Here is a 21,031-nt window from a genome sequence, read left to right as displayed (position 1 = left end):
CGAGAAAGCCCATGCGCTATTCGGAAGATCACAAGGCCAAGACCCACCAACGCATCATCGAGGAGGCGGCACTGCGCTTTCGCCGCGATGGCGTCGGCGCCACCGGCCTGCAGCCGCTGATGAAAGCACTGGGCCTGACTCATGGCGGTTTCTACGCCCACTTCAAGTCCAAGGACGACCTGGTGGAAAACGCCTTGCGCCATGCGGTAGATGAACTGTCCCGCAGCACCGAAGCGCTGACAAAGGATGCCGAGGCGCCGCTGCCGCGTTTTATCGCCAGCTACCTGTCCAGCGCGCATCGAGCCAACCCCGGCAGTGGCTGCCCACTACCGACCATCTCCGCCGAACTGGGCCAGCGTGGCGAGGCCAGCGAAACCACTGACGCCCTGGTACGCGACCGTCTGGCCCTACTCGAGGACAACCTCGGAGGCGATGATGCCGCCGAGCAGAGCGTGCTGTTGCTCTCGACCATGGTCGGCGCCCTGCTGCTATCGCGTAGCGTCAAGGACCCGGAGCTGTCCGACCGCCTGCTAAAGACGACCCGTCGCCTGTTGATCGAACAAACGCAGGGCCAATAGCAGATAGGCAAGCGGTGCGCATGGCGCACCAGCTTTCCACACGAGCACAGACGGGTTTCGTGGCAACTCGAAGACCAAGGGTGCACCCTACCGCCCGCTCGAACCATCTGGTATCACTTGTAACGCGCAGCCGCCTGGTCGCGCGACAGGTTCGGCCCCAGCACCGCTCGTGCCTTGACGAAGGCGTCCCAGTCGGCTGCATCCGGCAACGAGGGTATGGTCACCAGTTCGCCCTGATCGAAACCGGCCAGTGCCGCATCGACCATCTCCCCCGCTTCCATGATCATCGAAGGCGGCAATGCCGAGGCATCGGTGCCACTGCGCTCCCAGATTTCGGTACGGGTCACACCCGGCATCACCGCCTGCAACTGCACGCCCGAACCACGCAGCTCGCCAGCCAGGGTCTGGGTCAGGCTCAACACATAGGCCTTGGTCGCGCTGTACACGGCGTTGAACATCTCCGGCGCCAGCGCCACCACCGAACCAAGATTGATGATGCCGCCACGCCCGGCTGCGGAGAAATTGGCCGCTGCCGCTGCCGCCAGACGGGTCAGCGCTACCACATTGAGCTGGATCATGGCCTCGGCCTGCTCCAGGTCGGCGGTAGCCAGCGGGCCGTTCATGGCGACACCGGCGTTGTTGACCAGCAGCGAGAGGTGCACATCCTCGCGCAGGCGCTTTTCTACCTTGAGCACATCGGCCTTGAGGGTGAGATCCGCCGGCATCACTTCGACCGCCACGCCGTATTCGGCGCCCAGGCGCTTGGCTAGCGTATCGAGGCGCTGGGCATCGCGCGCCACCAGCAGCAAGTCGTAACCGCGCCGCGCCAGGCGCTCGGCATAGGTGGCGCCGATGCCGGACGAGGCACCCGTGATCAGAGCGGTTCCGGGGGTGGCATGGACAGTCATGGTGAGTCTCCTGGGTGATGCGATGAGTGAGAGGAGATCCTCCCACCAATAGAATTACAGTCATAATTTAAAATTTATATTACGACCGTAATTAAATTAATTGAACGCATCTGCGAGACAACATCGCCGCAGCCGCCAGACGGTTGCGCACCAAGTTATGGCCGTTTTTGTCCTTCTGGTCAGAAAAAGGTGCAACAGAGTGCACCGGCTTGACCCTGAAGAATCCGTGCATCCGATTGATTTGCAAGGGATATGGGCAATAACGAGAATTGGCGCCGTTTTTGCTCTAGCAGCACCAGCCTGACCAGATGGACAGGTTTTAAAATCATAACGACACGTCTTAACCACCAGGAGCTTTCATGAATCGCACTCTCTCTTCGCTCGCGTTCGCCGGCGGTCTGCTGGCGGGCGGCCAGGCCATCGCCGGCGATCTGCTGCAGTGGCAGAACAACAGCCTGACCTACCTGTATGGCCAGGACTTCAAGATCGACCCGGAAATCCAGCAGACCGTCACCTTCGAGCACGCCAGCGGCTGGAGCTTCGGTGACCTGTTCCTGTTCGTCGACGTGATCAAGTACAACACCGACGCCACCAACGGCGCCGGTGACGGCCACACCTTCTACGGCGAGTTCAGCCCGCGCTTCTCGCTGGGCAAGATCAGCGGCGCCGATCTGTCCTTCGGGCCGATCAAGGACGTGTTGATCGCCACCACCTACGAGTTCGGTGAAGACGACGTCGAGTCCTACCTGATCGGCCCGGCGGTCGACCTGGACATCCCCGGCTTCGACTACTTCCAGCTCAACACCTACCTGCGCACCACGGACGGCAGCCGCGCCGGCAGCAATGTCTGGCAAATCACGCCGGTGTGGAGCTACACCATCCCGGTCGGCGAGTCGGACATTCTCATTGACGGTTTCATGGACTGGGTGGTGGACAACGACAGCAACCGCCGTGGCGATTACCACGCCAACCTGCACTTCAACCCGCAGATCAAGTACGACCTGGGCAAGGCGCTGAAGTGGGGCGAGAAGCAGCTGTACGTGGGTATCGAGTACGACTACTGGAAGAACAAGTACGGCATCAAGGACGGCGGATTCGTCAGCGAAAACTTCGTGGGTTCGACCGACCAGAACACCGCCAGCCTGCTGATCAAGGCGCACTTCTGATCGGCGACGCGCGTGACTGGCCAAGGTCGCAGCAACTTGCGACCTTCTGCCAATGCCCTCGGACAGCCTGACGTGTTTAGCTGTCCGGCATCACCAGACCTTCACCCAAGGATGGACGATGCCACCGCGTATCCTGCTGCTCACCTGCCTCGCCATGCTGGCCTTCGCCGGCAACTCGCTGCTGTGCCGCCTGGCGCTACGTGAAACCGACATCGACGCAGCCAGCTTCACGGCGATCCGCCTGCTCTGCGGCGCGCTGACGCTCTGCCTGCTGCTCAGGCTCAGGCAGGCGAGGCAGCCCATCACCGGTAGTTGGTCAGGCGCACTGGCGCTGTTCACCTATGCGGCGGCTTTTTCCTTCGCCTACCTGCAGCTCGATACCGGTGTCGGTGCCCTGTTGCTGTTCGGTGCAGTGCAGCTGAGCATGCTGCTATGGGGTTTGCTGCGCGGTGAACGTCTGAGTCTGGCCGCCAGCCTCGGCACGGCGCTGGCCACGACGGGCCTGCTGGTGCTGCTGCTCCCTGGTGCCAGCGCACCGCCTTTGCTGGCGGCATTGCTGATGCTGCTGGCCGGTATCGCCTGGGGCGCATACTCGCTGCTCGGGCGCGGCCAAGGTGATCCATTGGCCGTGACTGCCGGCAACTTCCTGCGTGCAGCCCCTTTGGCCGTTTTGTTGGCGTTGGCGCTGCTGCCGCAACTGAACTGGGATGGCCCTGGCTTGTTCTACGCGTTGCTGTCCGGCGCCCTGACCTCGGGCGTGGGTTACGCCATCTGGTACAGCGCCCTGCCCAGCCTGCGGGCCAGTCAGGCAGCCACGGTACAACTGAGCGTACCGATTCTCGCCGCACTCGGCGGCAGCCTGCTACTGAGCGAGGCGCTGTCCCTGCGGCTGACCTTGAGCGCCGTCGCCGTGCTCGGCGGTATCGCGCTGGTACTGGGCGCACGGCAACGCGCCGGGAGCTAAAGGCGCATCACGCGGTCTTCTATCCTGAACTCACAACGCCCAGGGAAGATCACCATGCCTCGCCTGCTTCGTCTTTGCCTCATCAGCCTGCTCGCGGCCGCCCTGGGCGCCTGCGCCAGCCTGGGCAATCGTGACCCGCTCCGGGTCGATATGGTTGGCCTGGAACCCTTGCCCGGTCAGGGCCTGGAGGTACGTTTCGCGGTCAAGCTGCGGGTGCAGAACCCCAATGACAGCGCGGTGACTTTCAACGGCATGGCCCTGGATCTGGACGTCAACGGCCAGCCGCTGGCCAGTGGCGTCAGCGATCAGAGCGGCAGCGTGCCGCGCTTCGGTGAGACGGTATTGAGCGTACCGGTGAGCATTTCGGCGTTTTCAGTGATGCGCCAGGCCTGGGGCGCTGCCGGCTACCAGCCGGGTCAGGAGGTACCCTACAGACTGCGCGGCAAACTGGCTGACGGCCTGTTTGGCACGCGCCGCTTCAGCGACAGCGGTACCCTGAACTGGCCGCAGCCGCCAAGCCCCTACTGACGGAGGAGCCGGCGGCGACGCTTGGTGCGGATCAAGCAGCCTGACGGCTATTACGCGAGGCGACTCGGCGGTGACAGGCGTCACCAAAGGCCTGGAAGATCTTCACCGAATCAGGGTTCAGGGCAGCTTGCCATTCTGGATGCCACTGCACTGCGAACAGGAACGGCGACAGGCTCGGCGCATGGATGGCCTCGATCAGGCCATCCTCGGCAGTGGCCAGCACTTCCAGCCCCTTGCCCAGGTTGCGAATGGCCTGGCCGTGCAGGGAGTTGACCTGAATCTCATCCTTGCCTAGCAGCTCGGCGAACCAACTACCCACTACCGGGCGCACGCTGTGGCTGGGCGCATACTGCACCTCGACCGGGTCATCAGGATTTTCGCGATGATCATTGAAACCTGGCTCGGCGTAGACCTTCTGGTAGATATCGCCGCCCAGCGCCACGTTGATTTCCTGCATGCCACGGCAGATGCCGAAGATCGGCAGACCGCGAGCGATGGCAGCACGAATCAGCGGCAGGTCGAACAGGTCGCGGTCACGATCCTGCCCCTTGCTCGGCGTCTCGTTTTCCTGGCCATAGAGCGCCGGATCGATATTGCTACCAGCACCGGTCAGGTACACGCCGTCGGCCATGTCCAGATACTGCTCGAGGTCATCGACGCCGCAGCAGGTAGGCACCAGCACCGGCACGCAACCGGAGAACTCGACCAGGGGCTGGATATATTTGTGAGTCATTACCTGATAGTCATGGCCCTTGCGCTCTTGAGCGCCCATGGACATCAACACGACGGGCTTGCGGAGATTGTTTTTGCTGGGGGTGTTGCGAATCTTGTTGTCGGACATACGTCACCTTGGGACAGGCCGGGCCTATCGTTGCTGTGCAGACCGATGCCAAGCAGAAGATTCTGCTGTAGCACCCATGGCCTGTTTGGCTAACCCCGTGCACCCAAGCTCCTCCTGAGCCAAAGTGTCGCCTTCCGACGGCGGCTCGAACCGGGTCAACTCCATCCAGAGAAGGGGCTGCAGCGACGCTGCCCGTTACCCGGTTCGGCAACGGAATCTGCAGTCAGTCTGCCCGAGCCGTAAAATATGTCAAACAAAACCACTCAACCCCTTCTGATAATCCATTGGTTAGCCTGGCGCTTAACGCCCACAAAAAGGCGCCTGACAGGAAAATCAAAAAAAATTCCGCTTTCAAAAGGTCCAATATTTAAAACACCCAGTTTGCAAGTTCCCGCGCCCTAGAGCGGCGTTCGCCAACAAAACCCTATATAATCTGCGGTTTCTCACCAGCACCGAGGACAACCCTTGACCGCTCTGCCGCCCTGCCCCAAATGCAACTCCGAATACACCTACGAAGATGGCGATCAGCTGGTCTGCCCCGAGTGCGCCCATGAATGGAAAGCAGGCGAAAGCGCTGCTGCCGGTGATGACGCACGCGTGATCAAGGACTCGGTCGGCAACCTGCTGCAGGACGGCGACACCATCACCGTGATCAAGGACCTCAAGGTCAAGGGCTCCTCGCTGGTGGTCAAGGTCGGCACCAAGGTGAAGAACATCCGCCTGGTCGACGGCGATCACGACATCGACTGCAAGATCGATGGCATCGGCGCGATGAAGCTCAAGTCCGAGTTCGTGCGCAAGGTCTGATTCGGCAACGAAGCTCCCTCTTCCTCGCAGAAATTGGCTAGCCTCAAGTACAGGCCAGCCACGAGGAACACCGCCATGCGCTACCTGCTGTTCGCCCTTCTGGCCCTGACCCATTCGCTGACAGCGCAGCCCTGGCGGGTAGTGGGCGACGAACAGTTCGCCCCCTACAGTTTCGTCACAGCCGAGGACGACACCCCACGCGGGCTCGACGTCGAACTGGTCGACGCGGTACTGCGCGAAGCACAGGTGCCGTACGAAATCCGCCTGTATCCATGGGAGCGGGTCAAGCGCATGCTCGACCGCGGTGAGGTGCAGATGGCCTTTCAGTTCGCCGGCACACCGCAGCGCCAGCAGCAGTACGAACTGGTCGGGCCGCTGCGCAGCGGTTCAACGGTATTCATGACCACCGCCAAGACCGCCATTACCGACTGGAAGACCCTGGATGACCTGTCGCCCTATGTGATCGGCCAGGTTCGCGGCTATGCCTACGAGGAAAAATTCGATCACGCCGATCTGGCCCGTGACACCAGCGCGCAGAACCCGAGGCAACTGGTGTCGATGCTGCTGGCCGGGCGTATCGACATCATCGTCGGCGACCACACCCAGTTGCTCTACTTCATTCGCGAACAGCGTGCCCAGGAGCAGGTGCGCGTGCTACCTCGAGCGCTGATCCAGATGCCGCGCTTCGTCGCCTTCGCCAAGGGCGATATCGAGCGAGCACGGCTGTTTTCCGAGGCGCTGGTACGCCTGCGCAAGGCAGGCAAGCTGGACGAAATCCAGCAACGCTGGCATCAGTGACGCGCTACTGCACCGGCAGGAAATTCAGCAGGAACAGGCTCTGTGCGTAGTTGGCACCCATACGCCGATAGCGCTCCTCCAGCACATGGGTGAGCAGATCGAGACGCGCCACCATCTTGCCGAACTCCACCGCATAGCTGAGGTTGTTGCCCTGCTCGGAGAACTCGTTGGACAGCAGCAGTGGCCGGCCCATGGCATCACGTCGTTGCGACAACATCCAGCCAGCCTTTTCCAGATTGCGCGCGGCATTGTGGATGAACTGCGCATTGAAGCTGTCGGTCAGGTAAAACTCGGTGCGACCACCATGAGCCGTCACCAGCATGCTGCCGATGGCATAGGTGAAGGCCGCCACGCGGTCGCCCTGGAATCCCGGGCTCAGCGAGTAATCCAGTGCCGCGACATCACGCCGACCGCCCAAGGTTGGCCAATCCTGGTTGTGTTCGATGGCGTACTGAATGGCGCGCTCGGCAGCCGCCGCGTCAGGCAGGGAATTCTTGCGCCACTCACGCGGGTTACGTTGATACAACTTGTTCATCAGCCGATACAGGCTATTGAGGTTGTTACGCATGGCCAGGGTCGCCATGCGATCGACATCGGTCTGCAGGACCTCGGCGGGCTTGAGCGGGCTACGCGTGTGAACGATCGAATCGTTGTCCAAGCGGCCGCTGCAGCCGCTCAACAGCAACAGCGCAGCCAGCCCCGGCAGCACTGTCCGTTGCCAAAATACCGCGCGGTTTAACGGCCTGCCCCATGCGGCAGACGCTGTCCTCGCTCCCATGCAGAGGTTCCCTGGCTGGCGCACGCCCCAGTAGCGTGCGCAACACTCAGAACCTCAGTAAAGCGCAAAAATTCCATACTGCCTGTGCACTGGCGCATAAACCATGCCGAACAATGCTCGGCATGGCAGAAAAAAGCGCCTGTTCAGGCTGGATTGGCAGCCCATTGCTCCAGACGTATAACGCTCTCGCGGTAAGGTTTGAGGCCCTTGGCCAGCAGAACAATCGACATCAATACCGCCAACGTGGTGACGATCAGCAGCGAATAGCGCAGCGCGGCGTCATCGGCGAAGACGAAGTCAGTGACCAGCGCCACGGCGGTCGGCCCAACGCCCAGACCGATCAGGGTGATGACGAACAGATAGATGGCCGACGCCTGGCCGCGCATCGAGTTAGGCATGATTTCCTGGATCGCCGCTGGCGCCACACCGAACGGCATGCTCAGGCAGAACACCGTGGGCGCCATCAGTACACTGGCCCAGAATGCGCTGTCCATCAGCGGGAACAGCACCACCATCGGCAACGCGCCCAGCGCCGCATAAAGGCCGACACGCATGTTGGCGTCGCTGCGCCCGCGCTTGGCCATCCAGTCTGCCAGGCGCCCACCGAAGACGATGCCCAGGCAACCGAACACCGCGACGATACTGCCGTAGACGATGCCGACCTGGCCGGCATCCCAGCCGTAGGTGCGGATATAGAAGGTCGGCACCCAGGCTGCGCTGCCGTAGCCAGCAAAGGCCAGCCCGGCGAAGCCAAAATTGTGCAGCAGCACGGTGCGGCGGTTGGCGCGAATGTAGCGACCTACTTCGCTGAGCGGTACCGCGACACCGGCGCCAGCACCACGTCGCGCCGGCTCTTTGACCGCCAGCATCAGCAGGGTGAAGAGCACGCCGGCAACCCCGAGGATGAGGAAGATCAACTGCCAGGGGCGCACTTCGCCCAGCACCGGCAGCGTTACGTCGCCCTGGGCCGAGGCAAACTGAATGACCAGCCCGCCAACCAGGAAGGCCAGTCCCGAGCCGAGGTAGACGCCCATCGAATAGACACTGATGGCCGTGGCCCGGCGCTCGGCGGGAAAGCTGTCGGCAATCAGTGAATAGGCCGCTGGCGACAGCGCCGCCTCGCCCACACCCACGCCGATCCGACAGAGAAGGAATTGCCAGTACATCTTGGCCATGCCGCAGGCGGCAGTGGCGGCGCTCCAGAACAGAATGCCCACGGCAATCAGACCGCGCCGGCTGCGGGTATCGGCCACACGCCCCAGCGGAATACCACACACGGTGTAGAACAGGGCGAACGACAGGCCCATCAGCAGGCTCATCTGCGTATCGTTGATCGCCAGGTCGCGACGAATGGGCTCGACCAGCAGGTTGAGAATCTGCCGATCGACGAAGGACAGGACGTACGCCACCATCAGGATGGCAACAGTGGCCCAGGCGCGGGCACTGGAGGGATAGCCGTTATTGTTGTTATGCACGGACGCTCTCCTCGGCACCGCAGAACACGATGCGCGGCGGTTGAATAGAGCGGCCAGCTTAGGACGATATAAATGGCGGTGAGTATCGTTCGAAGGTGTTATCAGGTCGGCGAATGCTTCATACCCGCCGAGGCGAATGGCTCAGTACCGATATTCAATCGGCGCTCAGCGGGTATTGCGAGTCTGTAAGAACCGGCTTGCCGGCGATGCTTGTTGAGCGGATCGCCAGCAAGCAGGCTCCTACAATTGAATGTCTGACCGGCATGGCCCACAGCACCTGCCTTACCTGAGCAGGCACTCAGATCATCAGCGGCGCACGCTCGCACAGCACCTTCAACGCAGCGGCCCAGTCAGGATGATCGTTCAGGCAGGGCACCAGTTGCAGGCTTTCGCCACCGGCCTCGACGAACTGCTCGCGGCCACGGTCGCCGATCTCTTCCAGGGTCTCGATGCAGTCGGCGACGAAGGCCGGACACATCACCAGCAGCTTCTTCACGCCCTGCGCCGCCAGTTCGTCGAGACGGGTCTCGGTGTAGGGCTCGATCCATTTGGCGCGGCCCAGGCGCGACTGGAAGCTCACCGACCACTGCTCCGGCCGCAGCCCCATGCGCTGAGCGAACAGCTCGGCGCTGCGCAGGCATTGCGCGCGGTAACAGTTGGCGAGCACCGCAGGCGAAGCAGTGCGGCAGCAGTCGTCACCTTTCAGGCAATGACCGCTGGGATCGAGCTTGTGCAGATGACGCTCCGGCAGGCCGTGAAAGCTCAGTAGCAGGTGATCGAACGCCTGCTCCAGGTAAGGCTTGGCACTGGCCACCAGGGCATCGAGATACTCCGGCTGATCGTAGAACGGCGGCAGCGTGGACAAACGCATGTCCAGATCGCGCTCACGCAAAACCCGCTTGGCCTCTTCGATCACCGTGGTGGTGGTGCTGTCGGCAAACTGCGGATACAGCGGCGCCAAGGTCACCTCGCGAATGCCCTGGTCAGCCAGACGCTGCAAGGTCGACTCGATGGAAGGCTCGCCGTAGCGCATGGCCAACTCCACGGGCCCCTGGGTCCACTGAACTTTCATCGCTTCCTGCAGACGGCGGCTGATCACCACCAGCGGCGAACCGTCTTCCCACCAGATCGAGGCGTAGGCGTGCGCCGATGCGGCAGGACGCTTGATCAGAATCAGCGACACCAGCAAACGACGCAGCGGCCACGGCAGATCGATGACATACGGATCCATCAGGAACTGATTGAGGTAACGGCGAACATCGGCTACTTCGGTGGACGCGGGCGAACCCAGGTTAACCAGCAACAATGCGTGATCGGTCATGCGAAATCCTAGTCATTGATGGCTCAGCAGATCCACCAGAGCCACATCCAGATGGGTGAAACGAAAACTGAAGCCAGCCTCCAGCAGGCGCGTCGGCACGGCACGCTGGCCGCCGAGGAGCAATTCGGACATTTCGCCGAGTGCAGCGCGCAAGACGAAGGCCGGTGCCGGGAACAGGGTCGGGCGACTCAGCGCCTGTCCCAGCGCCTTGGTGAACTCGGCATTGCGCGCCGGTAATGGCGCGCAAGCATTATAAGGACCGCGGGCATCACCGTGCTGCAAGAGAAAATCGATCAGGCCGATTTGGTCGGCGATATGAATCCACGGCATCCACTGCCGACCATCGCCAATCCGGCCGCCGAGGCCGAGCTTGAATGGCAGCTGCAGACGCTTGAGCATGCCGCCGTCAGGGCTCAGCACCAGGCCGGTGCGGATCAGCACCACGCGAATGCCCAACTCCTCGGCGCGCAGCGCGGTTTCCTCCCAGGCGCCACAGAGTTGCGCAGCGAAATCGTCAGTCACTGGCGGCGTGCTTTCGCTCAGCTCACGTTCCCCGCCATTGCCGTACCAACCCACCGCCGAACCCGACAGCAGCAGCGCAGGACGCTGCGTGCGCCCCTGCAACCAGCTCAGCAGCTGCTCGGTCAGACCGATACGACTGGACCACAACAGCGCCTTGCGCTTGCTGCTCCAAGGCCGGTCGGCAATCGGCGCGCCGGCCAGGTTGATCACGGCATCCAGTGGTTCATCACCCAGCTCCTCGAGCCGGGCGACACCTCGAACCTCAGCGCCGCAAAGGCCCGCGACCTTGCTCGGCTCGCGACTCCAGACGGTCAGGCGGTGGCCTTGCTCGGCCCAGTGTGCGCAGAGCGCTCGACCGATCAGACCGGTACCGCCGGTCAGCAGGATATGCATGGCATCGTCCTCGCATGGCAATGGAAGAAACTTCACCTTTAGTCTGGTTCATGACGCGCATACCTGTCGCGTTTGTCCTAAACCTAAAGCAAGGGAGCGCCACTCTCGGCGACAGCTGTACATGAAAACACTCTTGTATAGCTTTTGTCCAAACCTTAGCCTGTATAGCATTCAGCGCTGACGAGGTAACCATGAACGCACCCATCGCCATCATTGGCACCGGCATCGCAGGGCTGTCCGCCGCTCAGGCCCTGCACGCCGCTGGCCAGGACATCGAACTGTTCGACAAGAGCCGTGGCAGCGGCGGGCGCATGGCGAGCAAACGCAGCGACGCCGGCAGCCTGGATCTCGGCGCGCAATACTTCACCGCCCGCGACCGCCGCTTCGTCGAAGTCGTGCAGCAGTGGCAAGCCCGAGGCTGGGTCGCCGAGTGGCAACCGAGCCTGTACAACGCCCAGGACGGCCAGCTCAGCGCCTCCCCTGACGAGCAACTGCGCTGGGTCGGCAGCCCACGCATGAGCGCCATCACCCGCGCCATGCTCGGTGCCCTGCCAGTCAAGTTCAGCTGCCGCATCACCGAGGTGTTCCGCGGTGACCGCTACTGGAGCCTGCTTGATGCCGAGGGCAACAGCCACGGCCCCTACAGCCACGTGATCGTCGCCACGCCCGCCCCCCAAGCCAGTGCTCTGCTGGCCGCCGCACCGAAACTGGCCGGTACCGCTGCGAGCGTGATCATGGAACCGACCTGGGCGGTAGCACTGGGCTTCGACAGCCCACTGGAGACTCGCGTGGAAGGCTGCTTCGTGCAGGACAGCCCGCTCGACTGGCTGGCGCGCAACCGCAGCAAACCCGGCCGCGACAACCACCTAGACACCTGGGTACTGCACGCCAGCAGCGCCTGGAGCCGGCAGAATCTGGATCTGCCCAAGGACGCGGTGATAGAACAACTGCACAGCGCCTTCGCCGAGCTGATCGGTTGCGCCGTACCGCCACCGAGCTTCACCCTCGCCCACCGCTGGCTATACGCCCGCCCTGCCCAGGCGCACCAGTGGGGCGCGCTGGCCGACGCCGACCTGGGCCTGTATGCCTGCGGCGACTGGTGCCTGTCGGGCCGCGTCGAAGGTGCCTGGCTCAGTGGCCAGGATGCTGCACGCCGCCTGCTCGAGCACCTGCAATGAGCACGCCTGACAAACGCCGTCTCAACCCGCGCAAACTGCTGCTGTCGAAATGGACGGCAGCACAGCCGCAGAACCGCGAGCGCCACTTTCTGGTGACCGAACTGATCCGCGATGAGCAGGACAACGTCCTCGGCGTCGAGCTTCAAGCCGTACTGACGCAGCGCAGCCAGCAGCTCGACTGGCGCCAACTGCAAGACACCGAACGTTGGCTGCAAGGCTGGCGCTGATCCCTCAGGCTGCCCCCGACGGCGTCACCCCCGGGCTGACGCCGCTCACTTACACACAAAGCCATACCAAAGCTATACAAATAATTTGACTTGTATAACAACGCACCTATGATAGACATAAATTGTACATAGATAACTTCATGTACAAGATCTATCGAGGTCAGGTTATGCAAGCGAGCAAAGCCAAATTGGGTATCAGCGCCTGCCTGCTGGGCGCCGAGGTCCGCTACAACGGCGGCCATAAGCTGTCGCGCCTGTGCAGCCGCAGCCTGACCGAACACTTCGATTTCATCCCGGTCTGCCCCGAGGTGGGCATCGGCATGTCGATCCCACGAGAACCGATTCGCCTGGTCGGCGATCCGCATGCGCCGCGCGCCGTGGGCACCGTCGATCGCTCGCGCGACGTCACCGATGCACTGGCCGCCTACGGCGAACGCATGGCGGCCGAGCTGCAGGGCATCAGCGGCTACATCTTCATGCAACAGTCGCCCTCCTGTGGCCTGGAGCGGGTCAAGGTCTACCAGGAAGGTGGACGCCCGAGCGAACCGGGCCGCGGCATCTTCGCTGCCGCCTTCTGCGCGCGCCACCCGGACCTGCCGGTGGAAGAGGACGGTCGCCTCAACGACCCGGTACTGCGCGAGAACTTCATTACCCGCGTTTACGCCCACGCCGAATGGCAACGCCTGTTGCAGCAGGGCCTGACGCGCCGTGCACTGATCGCCTTCCACTCGCGCTACAAATACCTGCTGATGGCCACCGACCCGGCGCGCTACAAATCGCTCGGGCGCATGCTCGGCGAGCTCGGCCAGCACGACCTCGGCGAACTGGCGCCGCAGTATTTCAGCGAGCTGATGAGCGCACTGAAGAAATGCGCGACACGCGGTACCCACAGCAACGTGCTGCAGCACCTGAGCGGCTACCTCAAGCGTGCACTCAGCTCCGACGAAAAGCAGGAAATACAGCAACTGATCGGCCAGTACCGCGACGGCATCGTGCCGTTGGTAGTGCCGCTGACCCTGCTCAAGCACCACTTCCGCCGTCACCCGGACCGTTACATCGCCGAGCAGGCTTACCTGCAACCGCACCCCGAGCCCCTCAGCCTGCGCAATGCGCTGTGACGCCATGACCAGCGAAACCATCGCCGACGACGAAATCGGCCACGACTACCGCCAGGCACTCGACGAAGGCTATCTGCCGATTCGCGAGGTAGCGCGCAGCACCGGCATCAACGCCGTGACCCTGCGTGCCTGGGAGCGCCGCTACGGACTGATCGTGCCGTACCGCACGCCCAAGGGGCACCGTCTCTACTCGCCGGCCAATCTGGAACGCATCAATGCCATCCTCGCCTGGCTGGCGCGCGGCGTCGCTGTTGGCCAGGTCAAGGCACTGCTCGACCATGGTCAGGTGCCCCAGGCCACCAGCACCGATAACTGGTCACGCCAGCGTAATGAACTGCTCGCCTGCATCGCCCAGCTCAACGAGCGACGGCTGGACGACCGCTTCAATTCGGCACTGGCGCTCTACCCGGCCAGCACCCTGGTCGAACAGCTGTTCTGGCCGCTCCTGGGGGACTTGCGTCAGCGCTGGCAAGGCCAGTTCGGTGCGCGCGCCGAGCAGGTGTTCTTCCTCTCCTGGCTGCGCAGCAAGCTGGCCACCCGCATCTACCACTGCAATCGCCAGGTCGGTGGCGCGCCACTGCTGCTGATCAACCTCGGCGAAGCGCCGATGGAACCAGGCCTGTGGCTGTGTGCCTGGCTGGCCAGCACCAGCGACTGTCCGGTGGAGGTCTTCGATTGGCCGCTGCCCCCCAACGAACTGCTGACGGCGCTGGAGCACATCGCCCCGCGCGCCGTGCTGCTGTACGCCGAAGAAGCGCTGGACGGCACCCTGGTGCGCCGTCATCTGCCGCGCCTGGCTGAACTGTGCCCGGTGCCACTGCTGATCGCCGGCCCAGCAGCCCACATTCACCGCGATGCGCTGACCGGCCTGGAGTCGGCCTGCGACCCGCTCGCCGCCTATGCCTGGCTGTTGCGCCATGGCCTGTTTGGCGCTCAAGAGGTAACCCCATGCAGCAACTGATGTGGTTTCGCAGCGACCTGCGTACCCAGGACAACACGGCCCTGAGTCGGGCCATGAGCAGCGGCGCGACCATCGCCCTGTATCTCGTCACGCCGGGCCAGTGGCAGCGCCACGACGACGCCGCGAGCAAGGTGGACTTCTGGCTGCGCAACCTGGCCGAGTTGAGCAAGGCTCTGGCGGCGCTCAATGTGCCGCTGCTGGTACGCCACTGCCACGATTGGAGCGAGGCGCCGGTGCAGGTCGCCGAGGTCTGCCATGAGCACGACATCAGCACCGTGCACGTCAACGAGGAATACGGCATCAACGAAAGCCTGCGCGATCAGCAGGTCTGCGCCTACCTCGGCCAGCAGGCCATCGCCTGGCACAGCCACCTCGACCAGCTGTTGTTCAAACCTGGCAGCGTACTGACCCGCTCCGGCGGCTACTTCCAGGTCTACAGCCAGTTCCGCAAGGTGTGCTACGAGCGCCTGCACACGTCCCTGCCGGCATTGATCGCCCCACCGCTGGCACAAACGTCACTGGCCATCAGCAGTGACGCCGTTCCCGAAACCGTAGAGGGTTTCGCTACACCCAGCGACAGCCTGCGCCTGCTCTGGCCCGCCGGAGAGAACACCGCGCTGCAGCGCCTGGAGCGCTTTGCCGACGAGCAGGTGGCCTATTACAAGGATGAACGCGACTTCCCCGCCAAGCCTGGCACCAGCCAGCTGTCGGCCTACCTGGCCGCCGGCGTCGTCTCGCCGCGACAGTGCCTGCATGCCGCACTCGCGGCCAATCAGGGTGAGTTCGACAGCGGCAACCCAGGCGTCGTCACCTGGATCAATGAACTGCTCTGGCGCGAGTTCTACAAACACATCCTGGTCGGCTACCCACGCGTCTCGCGCCACCGCGCCTTCCGCCTGGAGACCGAGGCACTACCCTGGCGCCACGCGCCGGAGGAGCTGGCCGCCTGGCAGGAAGGTCGCACCGGCCTGCCGATCATCGATGCAGCCATGCGCCAGTTGCTGGAAACCGGCTGGATGCACAACCGCCTGCGCATGGTCGTCGCCATGTTCCTGACCAAGAACCTGCTTATCGACTGGCGTGAGGGCGAGCGCTTCTTCATGCGTCACCTGATCGACGGCGACCTGGCGGCGAACAATGGCGGCTGGCAGTGGAGCGCCTCAACCGGCACCGATGCGGCGCCCTACTTTCGTATCTTCAACCCGATCAGCCAGTCGCAGAAGTTCGATCCCGAAGGCCAGTTCATTCGCCAGTGGGTGCCAGAGCTGGCCGGGCTGAACAAGTGCGATATTCATGATCCGTCCGCACTGGGCGGCCTGTTCGCGCCCTCCGGCTATCCGCGCCCGATCGTCGATCTGTCGCGCTCGCGCGAGCGCGCACTGGCGGCGTTCAAGAACCTCTCCACACGGGAGGTGCCGGCATGAGCACATTTCTCCAAGACTTTGCCGAGCGTTTCGCCGCGCTGAACAAGGACAACCTCAACTTGCTGGGCGAGCTGTACAGCGACGATGTGCTGTTTCGCGACCCGCTGCATGAAGTGCATGGGCTGACAGCGGTACGCCGCTATTTCGCCGAGCTGTACGCCAACGTCGAGGCGCTGCGTTTCGAGTTCCACGGTTTCGATCAGGTCGCGGATGGCGAGGGCTACCTGCGCTGGACCATGCGCTATCGCCACCCACGCCTGCGTGGCGGCGAGGAAATCGCCGTCGAAGGCTGCTCGCACCTGCTCTGGCGCGACCGCGTCTATCAGCACCGCGACTACTTCGATGCCGGCGCATTGCTCTACGAACACCTGCCAGTGCTTGGCAGCGTGATCGCCTGGTTGAAGCGGAGGCTGGCATGAAGCGTATCTGGCTCACCGGCGCCAGCAGCGGCATCGGTGCTGCACTGGCCGAAGAATTACTCAAAGCCGGACACCAGCTGGCACTGAGTGCCCGCAGCAATGGCCCACTGGAGGATTTCGCCACCCGCTATGGCGAACAGGTACTGGTCGCCCCGGGTGACCTGACCGACCCCGAACAGGTGCGTGCCATCGGCGAGCGCATCGCGCAACGATGGGGCGCGCTGGACTGCGTGATCCTCAACGCCGGCACCTGCGAATACGTCGACGTGCGCCAGTTCGAGGCGGCGATGATCGAACGCGTGGTCAGCACCAACCTGTTCGCCGCCAGCTACTGCATCGAGACCGCCCTGCCCCTGCTGCGCCAGGGCAAGCGTCCACACCTGGTCGGTGTCGGCAGTTCGGTGACCTTTTTGCCGCTGCCACGCGCCGAGGCCTATGGCGCGTCCAAGGCCGCCATACGTTACCTGATGCAGACGCTGCGCATCGATCTGGCGGCAGAAGGCATCGACGTCACCCTGGTCAGCCCTGGTTTCGTCGACACCCCGCTGACGCAGAAGAACGACTTTCCCATGCCCATGCGCTGGCCCGTGGAACGCGCCGCGCGGCACATCGCCGAACGCCTGGAAAAGCGCCCGCACGAGATCGCGTTCCCCACCCCTTTCATCGCCATCCTGAAACTGCTCGGCAGCCTGCCCAGCAGCCTGCAACTGGCCATAGGTCGCCGTCTGGCGCGTAACGAGGACAACGCATGAAAATCGCCATCGTCGGCAGCGGCATCGCCGGCCTGACCTGTGCCTATCTGCTCAACCGCCAGCACGACATCCAGGTGTTCGAGGCCAGCGACTGGATCGGCGGCCACACCCACACCGTCGACGTGCAGGTGGAGGGTCGCAGCTACGCCATCGATACCGGCTTCATCGTCTTCAACGACTGGACCTACCCCAACTTCATCCGCCTGCTGGAGCAGATCGGCGTCGCCTTCAAGCCCACCGAGATGAGCTTCTCGGTCAGCGACCCGGCCACCGGCGTGGAATACAACGGCCACGACCTGAACACCCTCTTCGCCCAGCGCAGCAATCTGGTGTCGCCGGCCTTCTGGGGCATGCTGCGCGACATCCTGCGCTTCAATCGGCAGTCGCTCGACGACCTGGCCAACAACCGCATCGATGCCGACACCACACTCGGCCAGTACCTCGACAGCAACGGCTATGGCCGCCGCTTCATCGAGCATTACATCGTGCCGATGGGCTCGGCCATCTGGTCGATGTCGCAGGCCGACATGCTCGGTTTCCCGCTGCAGTTCTTTGTGCGCTTCTGCAAGAATCATGGCCTGCTCTCGGTCAGCGACCGCCCGACCTGGCAGGTAATCGAAGGTGGCTCGAGCAGCTATGTGGCGCCGCTGACCGCCAGCTTCGCCGAGCGCATTCGCCTCAACTGCCCGGTCAGCCGCGTGGTCCGCGACCAGGACGGCGTCACCCTGCACAGCGCGGCCGGTAGCGAACGCTTCGACAAGGTGATTTTCGCCTGCCACAGCGACCAGGCGCTGGCCCTGCTCGACCAGGCCAGCGACAAGGAATGGGAGATTCTCGGCGCCCTGCCCTACGCCAACAACGACGTGGTGCTGCATACCGACACGCGCCTGTTGCCCAAGCGCAAGCTGGCCTGGGCCAGTTGGAACTATCGCCTGGGCGGGCCGAGCAGCCAATCGGCTGCCGTTACCTACGACATGAACATCCTGCAGGGCATCGACAGCGATACCACCTTCTGCGTCAGCCTCAACCAGACCGCCGCCATCGACCCGAGCAAGATCCTCGCCCGCTTCCAGTACGCTCACCCGCAGTACAGTCTGGCGGGCACGGCGGCCCAGGCACGCTGGGAGGAGCTGCTTGGCGCCCAGCACACCTACTATTGCGGCGCCTACTGGGCCAACGGTTTCCATGAAGACGGCGTGGTCAGCGCACTGCGCGTGGCGCGTGCCTTCGGAGAGACACTCTGATGCACAGCGCCCTGTACAGCGGCTGGGTGCTGCATCGCCGCTTCGCCCCGCGTGCCCATGCCTTTCGCTATCGCATGGGCCTGCTGTACCTCGACCTGAGCGAACAGGCGCAGTTGTTCGCCCTGTCCAAGCTGGCCGGCTCCGGCCGCTTCGCGCCGTTCGCCTTCCGCGAGACCGATTACCTGCCCGAATCAACCCACCGGGGCGTGGCGCTGCACGAGGCCGTGCGCGAGCGCGTGGCAGAGGCACTGGGTACGCGCCCCCAAGGTCGCGTCTGCGTGTTGACCCAGCCACGCAGTTGGGGCCTGGCCTTCAACCCGGTGAGCATCTTCTACTGCCATGACGCCGACGAACGCCTGATGGCGATTCTTTGTGAGGTCAGCAATACGCCGTGGCGCGAACGCTATCACTACGTACTGCCGGCAGATGGCGACGGCCGCCACCAGGTCAGCGTGGACAAGGCTTTCCATGTATCACCCTTCCTGCCGCGCGAGCTGCAATACCGCATGAGCTTCAGCGCCGTCGGCGAACGCCTTGGCGTGCACATGGCCGACTGGCAAGGCGAAACCAAGCTGTTCGACGCCAGCCTTAGCCTGCACCGCGAAGCTCTCGACCGCGCCAGCCTGCACCGCTATCTGCTGAGTTTTCCCTGGATGACTGGCAAGACCCTCGCCGCCATCTACTGGCAGGCGATGCGCCTGCTGTTCAAGCGCATCCCGATTTTCGACCACAAGCCCGCGGAAGGCAGCTTCCGTGTCGCCCGCCCGCAAGTGAAGGACATGCACCATGAAGAGCTCTAGCCTGACCTCCACCAGAAACCTGGTACGCAGTGGCAACGGCATTGGCGCCGGCCTGTTGCGGCGCGCCGTAATGCGCCAGCTGCAGAACCTGCACCACGGTCTGCTGGTTGTCCATGAAGCGGGCGACAGTCTGCACTTCGGCAACCCGCAGGCTAGCCTGCGCGCCGAAATCACGGTGCACGATCCTGCAGTCTGGGGGCTGGTGGCTGGCAATGGCTCGATCGGCTCGGGCGAGGCCTATATCCATGGCTACTGGAGCACGCCGGACCTGACTGCGGTGATCCGCATCTTCGTCGCCAACCTCGATGTGCTGGACGCGATGGAAGGCGGCCTGGCGCGCCTGGGTCGGCCGCTGATCCAGGGTCTGCACTGGCTCAATCGCAATACCCGACAGGGCTCGCGCCGCAACATCGCCGCGCACTACGACCTGGGCAACGACCTGTTCGAACAGTTCCTCGACCCGACCATGATGTACTCGGCAGCGATGTTCGCGAGCGAGGAAGACACCCTGGAGCAGGCGCAGCTCAACAAGCTCGAGCGCATCTGCCAGAAGCTCGCGCTGAAACCCAGCGACCACTTGCTGGAAATCGGCACCGGCTGGGGCAGCATGGCCATCTATGCTGCTGCTCATTACGGCTGCCGGGTAACCACCACCACCTTGTCGCGCGAGCAACACGCGCACACCGCGTTACGTATTCGCGAGCTGGGCCTGGAAGATCGCGTCACCCTGCTGCTGGAGGATTACCGCGACCTCGATGGCCAGTACGACAAGCTGGTTTCCATCGAGATGATCGAAGCCGTCGGCCACCGTTTCCTGCCCACCTACTTCGAACAGTGTTCGCGCCTGCTCAAGCCTGATGGGCTGATGCTGCTGCAGGCCATCACCATTCGTGACCAGCGCTACGAGCAGGCCTGCAAGTCGGTGGACTTCATCCAGCGCTACATATTCCCCGGTGGCGCACTGCCGTCGGTGCAGAAGATGCTCGATGTGGTCACCCGGCATACCGACTTCAACCTGCACCACATGGAAGATTTCGGCCTGCACTACGCACGCACCCTGCGCCTGTGGCACGACAACCTGCGCCATGCTCGGCAGCGCCTCGAGCAACTGGGCTACGACGATTACTTCTTTCGTCTGTGGGAGTTCTACCTCTGCTATTGCGAAGGCGGCTTCCTCGAACGCACCATTGGCACCGCGCAACTGCTGCTGGCCAAACCGGCCGCTCGCCCTGCGCCTCTGTTAGGAAACTTCAATGCCTAAGCTGATCGCCAATGCCCTCCTGTTCCAGCTCGGCTGGCTGGCCTGCGTCTTCGCAGGCGACAGCCCCTGGCTGCTGATAGTGGCGGTGATCATCGGCGTGCACCTGCTGTGGCTCAGCAGTTGGGCCGCAGAAGGCAAATTGCTGCTCAGCGTGTTCCTCGCTGGCAGCGCGCTGGACAGTTTTCTGCTCAACCTTGGGGTTTTCGATTTCGGCGAAGAGCGTCAGCTGATTCCCCTGTGGCTGGCCCTGCTCTGGCTGCTGCTGGCCAGCACCCTCAACCACTGCCTGGCCTGGACCGCGCAGCCCTGGTGGCGCGGCAGCATTCTAGGTGCGCTTGGCGCCCCACTGTCCTACTACGGCGGCGCCAAGATCGCCGGCGTCGCACTGCCGCTCGGCACCTGGCAGACCCTGGCCATTCTGGCGCTGGTCTGGGCCGTGGTCATGCCGGTGTTGCACGGCTTCGCCAAACTGTACCGCGCTCAGTACCAACAGCACCTGCGTAGCCGTCATTCGGCCTAGGCTGGCGGTACGCCGGTCAGCACAGGCCCCTGATCACCAGCGCATGGC

At 63.4% G+C, this 21,031-nt stretch carries 23 protein-coding genes; 17 read left to right on the top strand and 6 right to left on the bottom strand.

Annotation, left to right across the window (positions count from 1 at the left end; translation table 11 throughout):
• Positions 1 to 11 precede the first annotated feature (11 nt).
• Positions 12 to 578: a TetR/AcrR family transcriptional regulator gene (locus BM059_RS12725; protein WP_074939066.1), complete on the top strand. Its 567-nt coding sequence runs from the start codon at positions 12 to 14 to the stop codon at positions 576 to 578.
• Positions 579 to 691: 113 nt separating this feature from the next.
• Here BM059_RS12725 and BM059_RS12720 read toward each other — a convergent pair whose 3' ends face one another.
• Positions 692 to 1,486 (bottom strand): SDR family NAD(P)-dependent oxidoreductase, encoded by a 795-nt coding sequence (locus tag BM059_RS12720; RefSeq protein ID WP_074939064.1) that lies wholly within the window; start codon positions 1,484 to 1,486, stop codon positions 692 to 694.
• A 359-nt stretch (positions 1,487 to 1,845) separates the two neighbouring features.
• Here BM059_RS12720 and BM059_RS12715 point away from each other — a divergent pair, with 359 nt between their 5' ends.
• The 3 genes from BM059_RS12715 to BM059_RS12705 all read left to right on the top strand — a co-directional run bounded on the left by BM059_RS12715 (position 1,846) and on the right by BM059_RS12705 (position 4,144).
• Positions 1,846 to 2,652 carry an outer membrane protein OmpK gene (locus BM059_RS12715; protein ID WP_074939063.1) on the top strand — a complete coding sequence of 269 codons (807 nt, stop codon included), beginning with the start codon at positions 1,846 to 1,848 and terminating at the stop codon, positions 2,650 to 2,652.
• Between the two features lie 118 nt (positions 2,653 to 2,770).
• Complete coding sequence (locus BM059_RS12710) at positions 2,771 to 3,616, top strand: DMT family transporter (protein ID WP_074939061.1); 846 nt, start codon at positions 2,771 to 2,773, stop codon at positions 3,614 to 3,616.
• 54 nt (positions 3,617 to 3,670) lie between these two features.
• Complete coding sequence (locus BM059_RS12705; protein WP_074939060.1) at positions 3,671 to 4,144, top strand: LEA/WHy family protein; 474 nt, start codon at positions 3,671 to 3,673, stop codon at positions 4,142 to 4,144.
• 31 nt (positions 4,145 to 4,175) lie between these two features.
• Here BM059_RS12705 and BM059_RS12700 read toward each other — a convergent pair whose 3' ends face one another.
• On the bottom strand, positions 4,176 to 4,985 hold the full coding sequence (locus BM059_RS12700; protein ID WP_036999167.1) for a gamma-glutamyl-gamma-aminobutyrate hydrolase family protein: 810 nt from the start codon (positions 4,983 to 4,985) through the stop codon (positions 4,176 to 4,178).
• 465 nt (positions 4,986 to 5,450) lie between these two features.
• Here BM059_RS12700 and BM059_RS12695 point away from each other — a divergent pair, with 465 nt between their 5' ends.
• Both BM059_RS12695 and BM059_RS12690 read left to right on the top strand, forming a co-directional pair.
• Entirely contained in the window at positions 5,451 to 5,792 is a 342-nt protein-coding gene (locus BM059_RS12695) for a zinc ribbon domain-containing protein YjdM (RefSeq protein ID WP_036999170.1), read from the top strand.
• Between the two features lie 75 nt (positions 5,793 to 5,867).
• Positions 5,868 to 6,590, top strand: coding sequence for a substrate-binding periplasmic protein (locus tag BM059_RS12690; protein WP_074939058.1), 723 nt, complete (start codon positions 5,868 to 5,870; stop codon positions 6,588 to 6,590).
• A gap of 4 nt (positions 6,591 to 6,594) precedes the next feature.
• On the opposite strand, the gene BM059_RS12685 is transcribed toward BM059_RS12690, so the two are convergent.
• From BM059_RS12685 to BM059_RS12670, 4 genes are all read right to left on the bottom strand, one after another.
• Entirely contained in the window at positions 6,595 to 7,368 is a 774-nt protein-coding gene (locus BM059_RS12685) for a hypothetical protein (protein ID WP_074939057.1), read from the bottom strand.
• Between the two features lie 143 nt (positions 7,369 to 7,511).
• A complete protein-coding gene (locus tag BM059_RS12680) occupies positions 7,512 to 8,843 on the bottom strand; it encodes a spinster family MFS transporter (protein WP_074939055.1) in 1,332 nt (443 codons plus the stop codon).
• A gap of 298 nt (positions 8,844 to 9,141) precedes the next feature.
• Positions 9,142 to 10,164, bottom strand: coding sequence for a ferrochelatase (gene hemH, locus BM059_RS12675; RefSeq protein ID WP_074939054.1), 1,023 nt, complete (start codon positions 10,162 to 10,164; stop codon positions 9,142 to 9,144).
• Between the two features lie 12 nt (positions 10,165 to 10,176).
• A complete protein-coding gene (locus tag BM059_RS12670; RefSeq protein ID WP_074939052.1) occupies positions 10,177 to 11,079 on the bottom strand; it encodes a TIGR01777 family oxidoreductase in 903 nt (300 codons plus the stop codon).
• Between the two features lie 191 nt (positions 11,080 to 11,270).
• On the opposite strand from BM059_RS12670, the gene BM059_RS12665 reads away from it, so the two are divergent.
• From BM059_RS12665 to BM059_RS12615, 11 genes are all read left to right on the top strand, one after another.
• Positions 11,271 to 12,257 carry an NAD(P)/FAD-dependent oxidoreductase gene (locus BM059_RS12665; protein WP_074939051.1) on the top strand — a complete coding sequence of 329 codons (987 nt, stop codon included), beginning with the start codon at positions 11,271 to 11,273 and terminating at the stop codon, positions 12,255 to 12,257.
• Positions 12,254 to 12,484: a TIGR02450 family Trp-rich protein gene (locus BM059_RS12660; RefSeq protein WP_036999188.1), complete on the top strand. Its 231-nt coding sequence runs from the start codon at positions 12,254 to 12,256 to the stop codon at positions 12,482 to 12,484. Before BM059_RS12665 ends, BM059_RS12660 begins: the two co-directional genes overlap by 4 nt.
• Before the next feature lie 167 nt (positions 12,485 to 12,651).
• Positions 12,652 to 13,602: a YbgA family protein gene (locus BM059_RS12655; RefSeq protein ID WP_074939357.1), complete on the top strand. Its 951-nt coding sequence runs from the start codon at positions 12,652 to 12,654 to the stop codon at positions 13,600 to 13,602.
• Between the two features lie 4 nt (positions 13,603 to 13,606).
• Positions 13,607 to 14,563: a MerR family transcriptional regulator gene (locus tag BM059_RS12650; RefSeq protein ID WP_074939354.1), complete on the top strand. Its 957-nt coding sequence runs from the start codon at positions 13,607 to 13,609 to the stop codon at positions 14,561 to 14,563.
• Positions 14,551 to 15,987 carry a deoxyribodipyrimidine photo-lyase gene (phrB, locus tag BM059_RS12645; RefSeq protein ID WP_074939049.1) on the top strand — a complete coding sequence of 479 codons (1,437 nt, stop codon included), beginning with the start codon at positions 14,551 to 14,553 and terminating at the stop codon, positions 15,985 to 15,987. The genes BM059_RS12650 and phrB overlap by 13 nt, the downstream gene beginning before the upstream one ends.
• Positions 15,984 to 16,406, top strand: coding sequence for a nuclear transport factor 2 family protein (locus tag BM059_RS12640; protein WP_036999193.1), 423 nt, complete (start codon positions 15,984 to 15,986; stop codon positions 16,404 to 16,406). Before phrB ends, BM059_RS12640 begins: the two co-directional genes overlap by 4 nt.
• A complete protein-coding gene (locus BM059_RS12635) occupies positions 16,403 to 17,158 on the top strand; it encodes an SDR family NAD(P)-dependent oxidoreductase (RefSeq protein WP_074939047.1) in 756 nt (251 codons plus the stop codon). Before BM059_RS12640 ends, BM059_RS12635 begins: the two co-directional genes overlap by 4 nt.
• The gene (locus BM059_RS12630; protein ID WP_074939045.1) at positions 17,155 to 18,402 is read left to right on the top strand and encodes an NAD(P)/FAD-dependent oxidoreductase; all 1,248 of its coding nucleotides are present in this window, start codon (positions 17,155 to 17,157) and stop codon (positions 18,400 to 18,402) included. The genes BM059_RS12635 and BM059_RS12630 overlap by 4 nt, the downstream gene beginning before the upstream one ends.
• Positions 18,402 to 19,202, top strand: a complete 801-nt coding sequence (locus BM059_RS12625; protein ID WP_074939043.1) for a DUF1365 domain-containing protein — start codon at positions 18,402 to 18,404, stop codon at positions 19,200 to 19,202. The genes BM059_RS12630 and BM059_RS12625 overlap by 1 nt, the downstream gene beginning before the upstream one ends.
• On the top strand, positions 19,189 to 20,463 hold the full coding sequence (locus tag BM059_RS12620; protein WP_036999199.1) for an SAM-dependent methyltransferase: 1,275 nt from the start codon (positions 19,189 to 19,191) through the stop codon (positions 20,461 to 20,463). Before BM059_RS12625 ends, BM059_RS12620 begins: the two co-directional genes overlap by 14 nt.
• The gene (locus BM059_RS12615) at positions 20,456 to 20,983 is read left to right on the top strand and encodes a DUF2878 domain-containing protein (RefSeq protein WP_074939041.1); all 528 of its coding nucleotides are present in this window, start codon (positions 20,456 to 20,458) and stop codon (positions 20,981 to 20,983) included. Before BM059_RS12620 ends, BM059_RS12615 begins: the two co-directional genes overlap by 8 nt.
• Positions 20,984 to 21,031: the final 48 nt, after the last annotated feature.

It is taken from the genome of Ectopseudomonas composti (assembly GCF_900115475.1).
GTDB lineage: Bacteria > Pseudomonadota > Gammaproteobacteria > Pseudomonadales > Pseudomonadaceae > Aquipseudomonas > Aquipseudomonas composti.
Note: the sequence above shows the minus strand (reverse complement) of the source record. Positions and strands in the feature narration are given on the sequence as shown.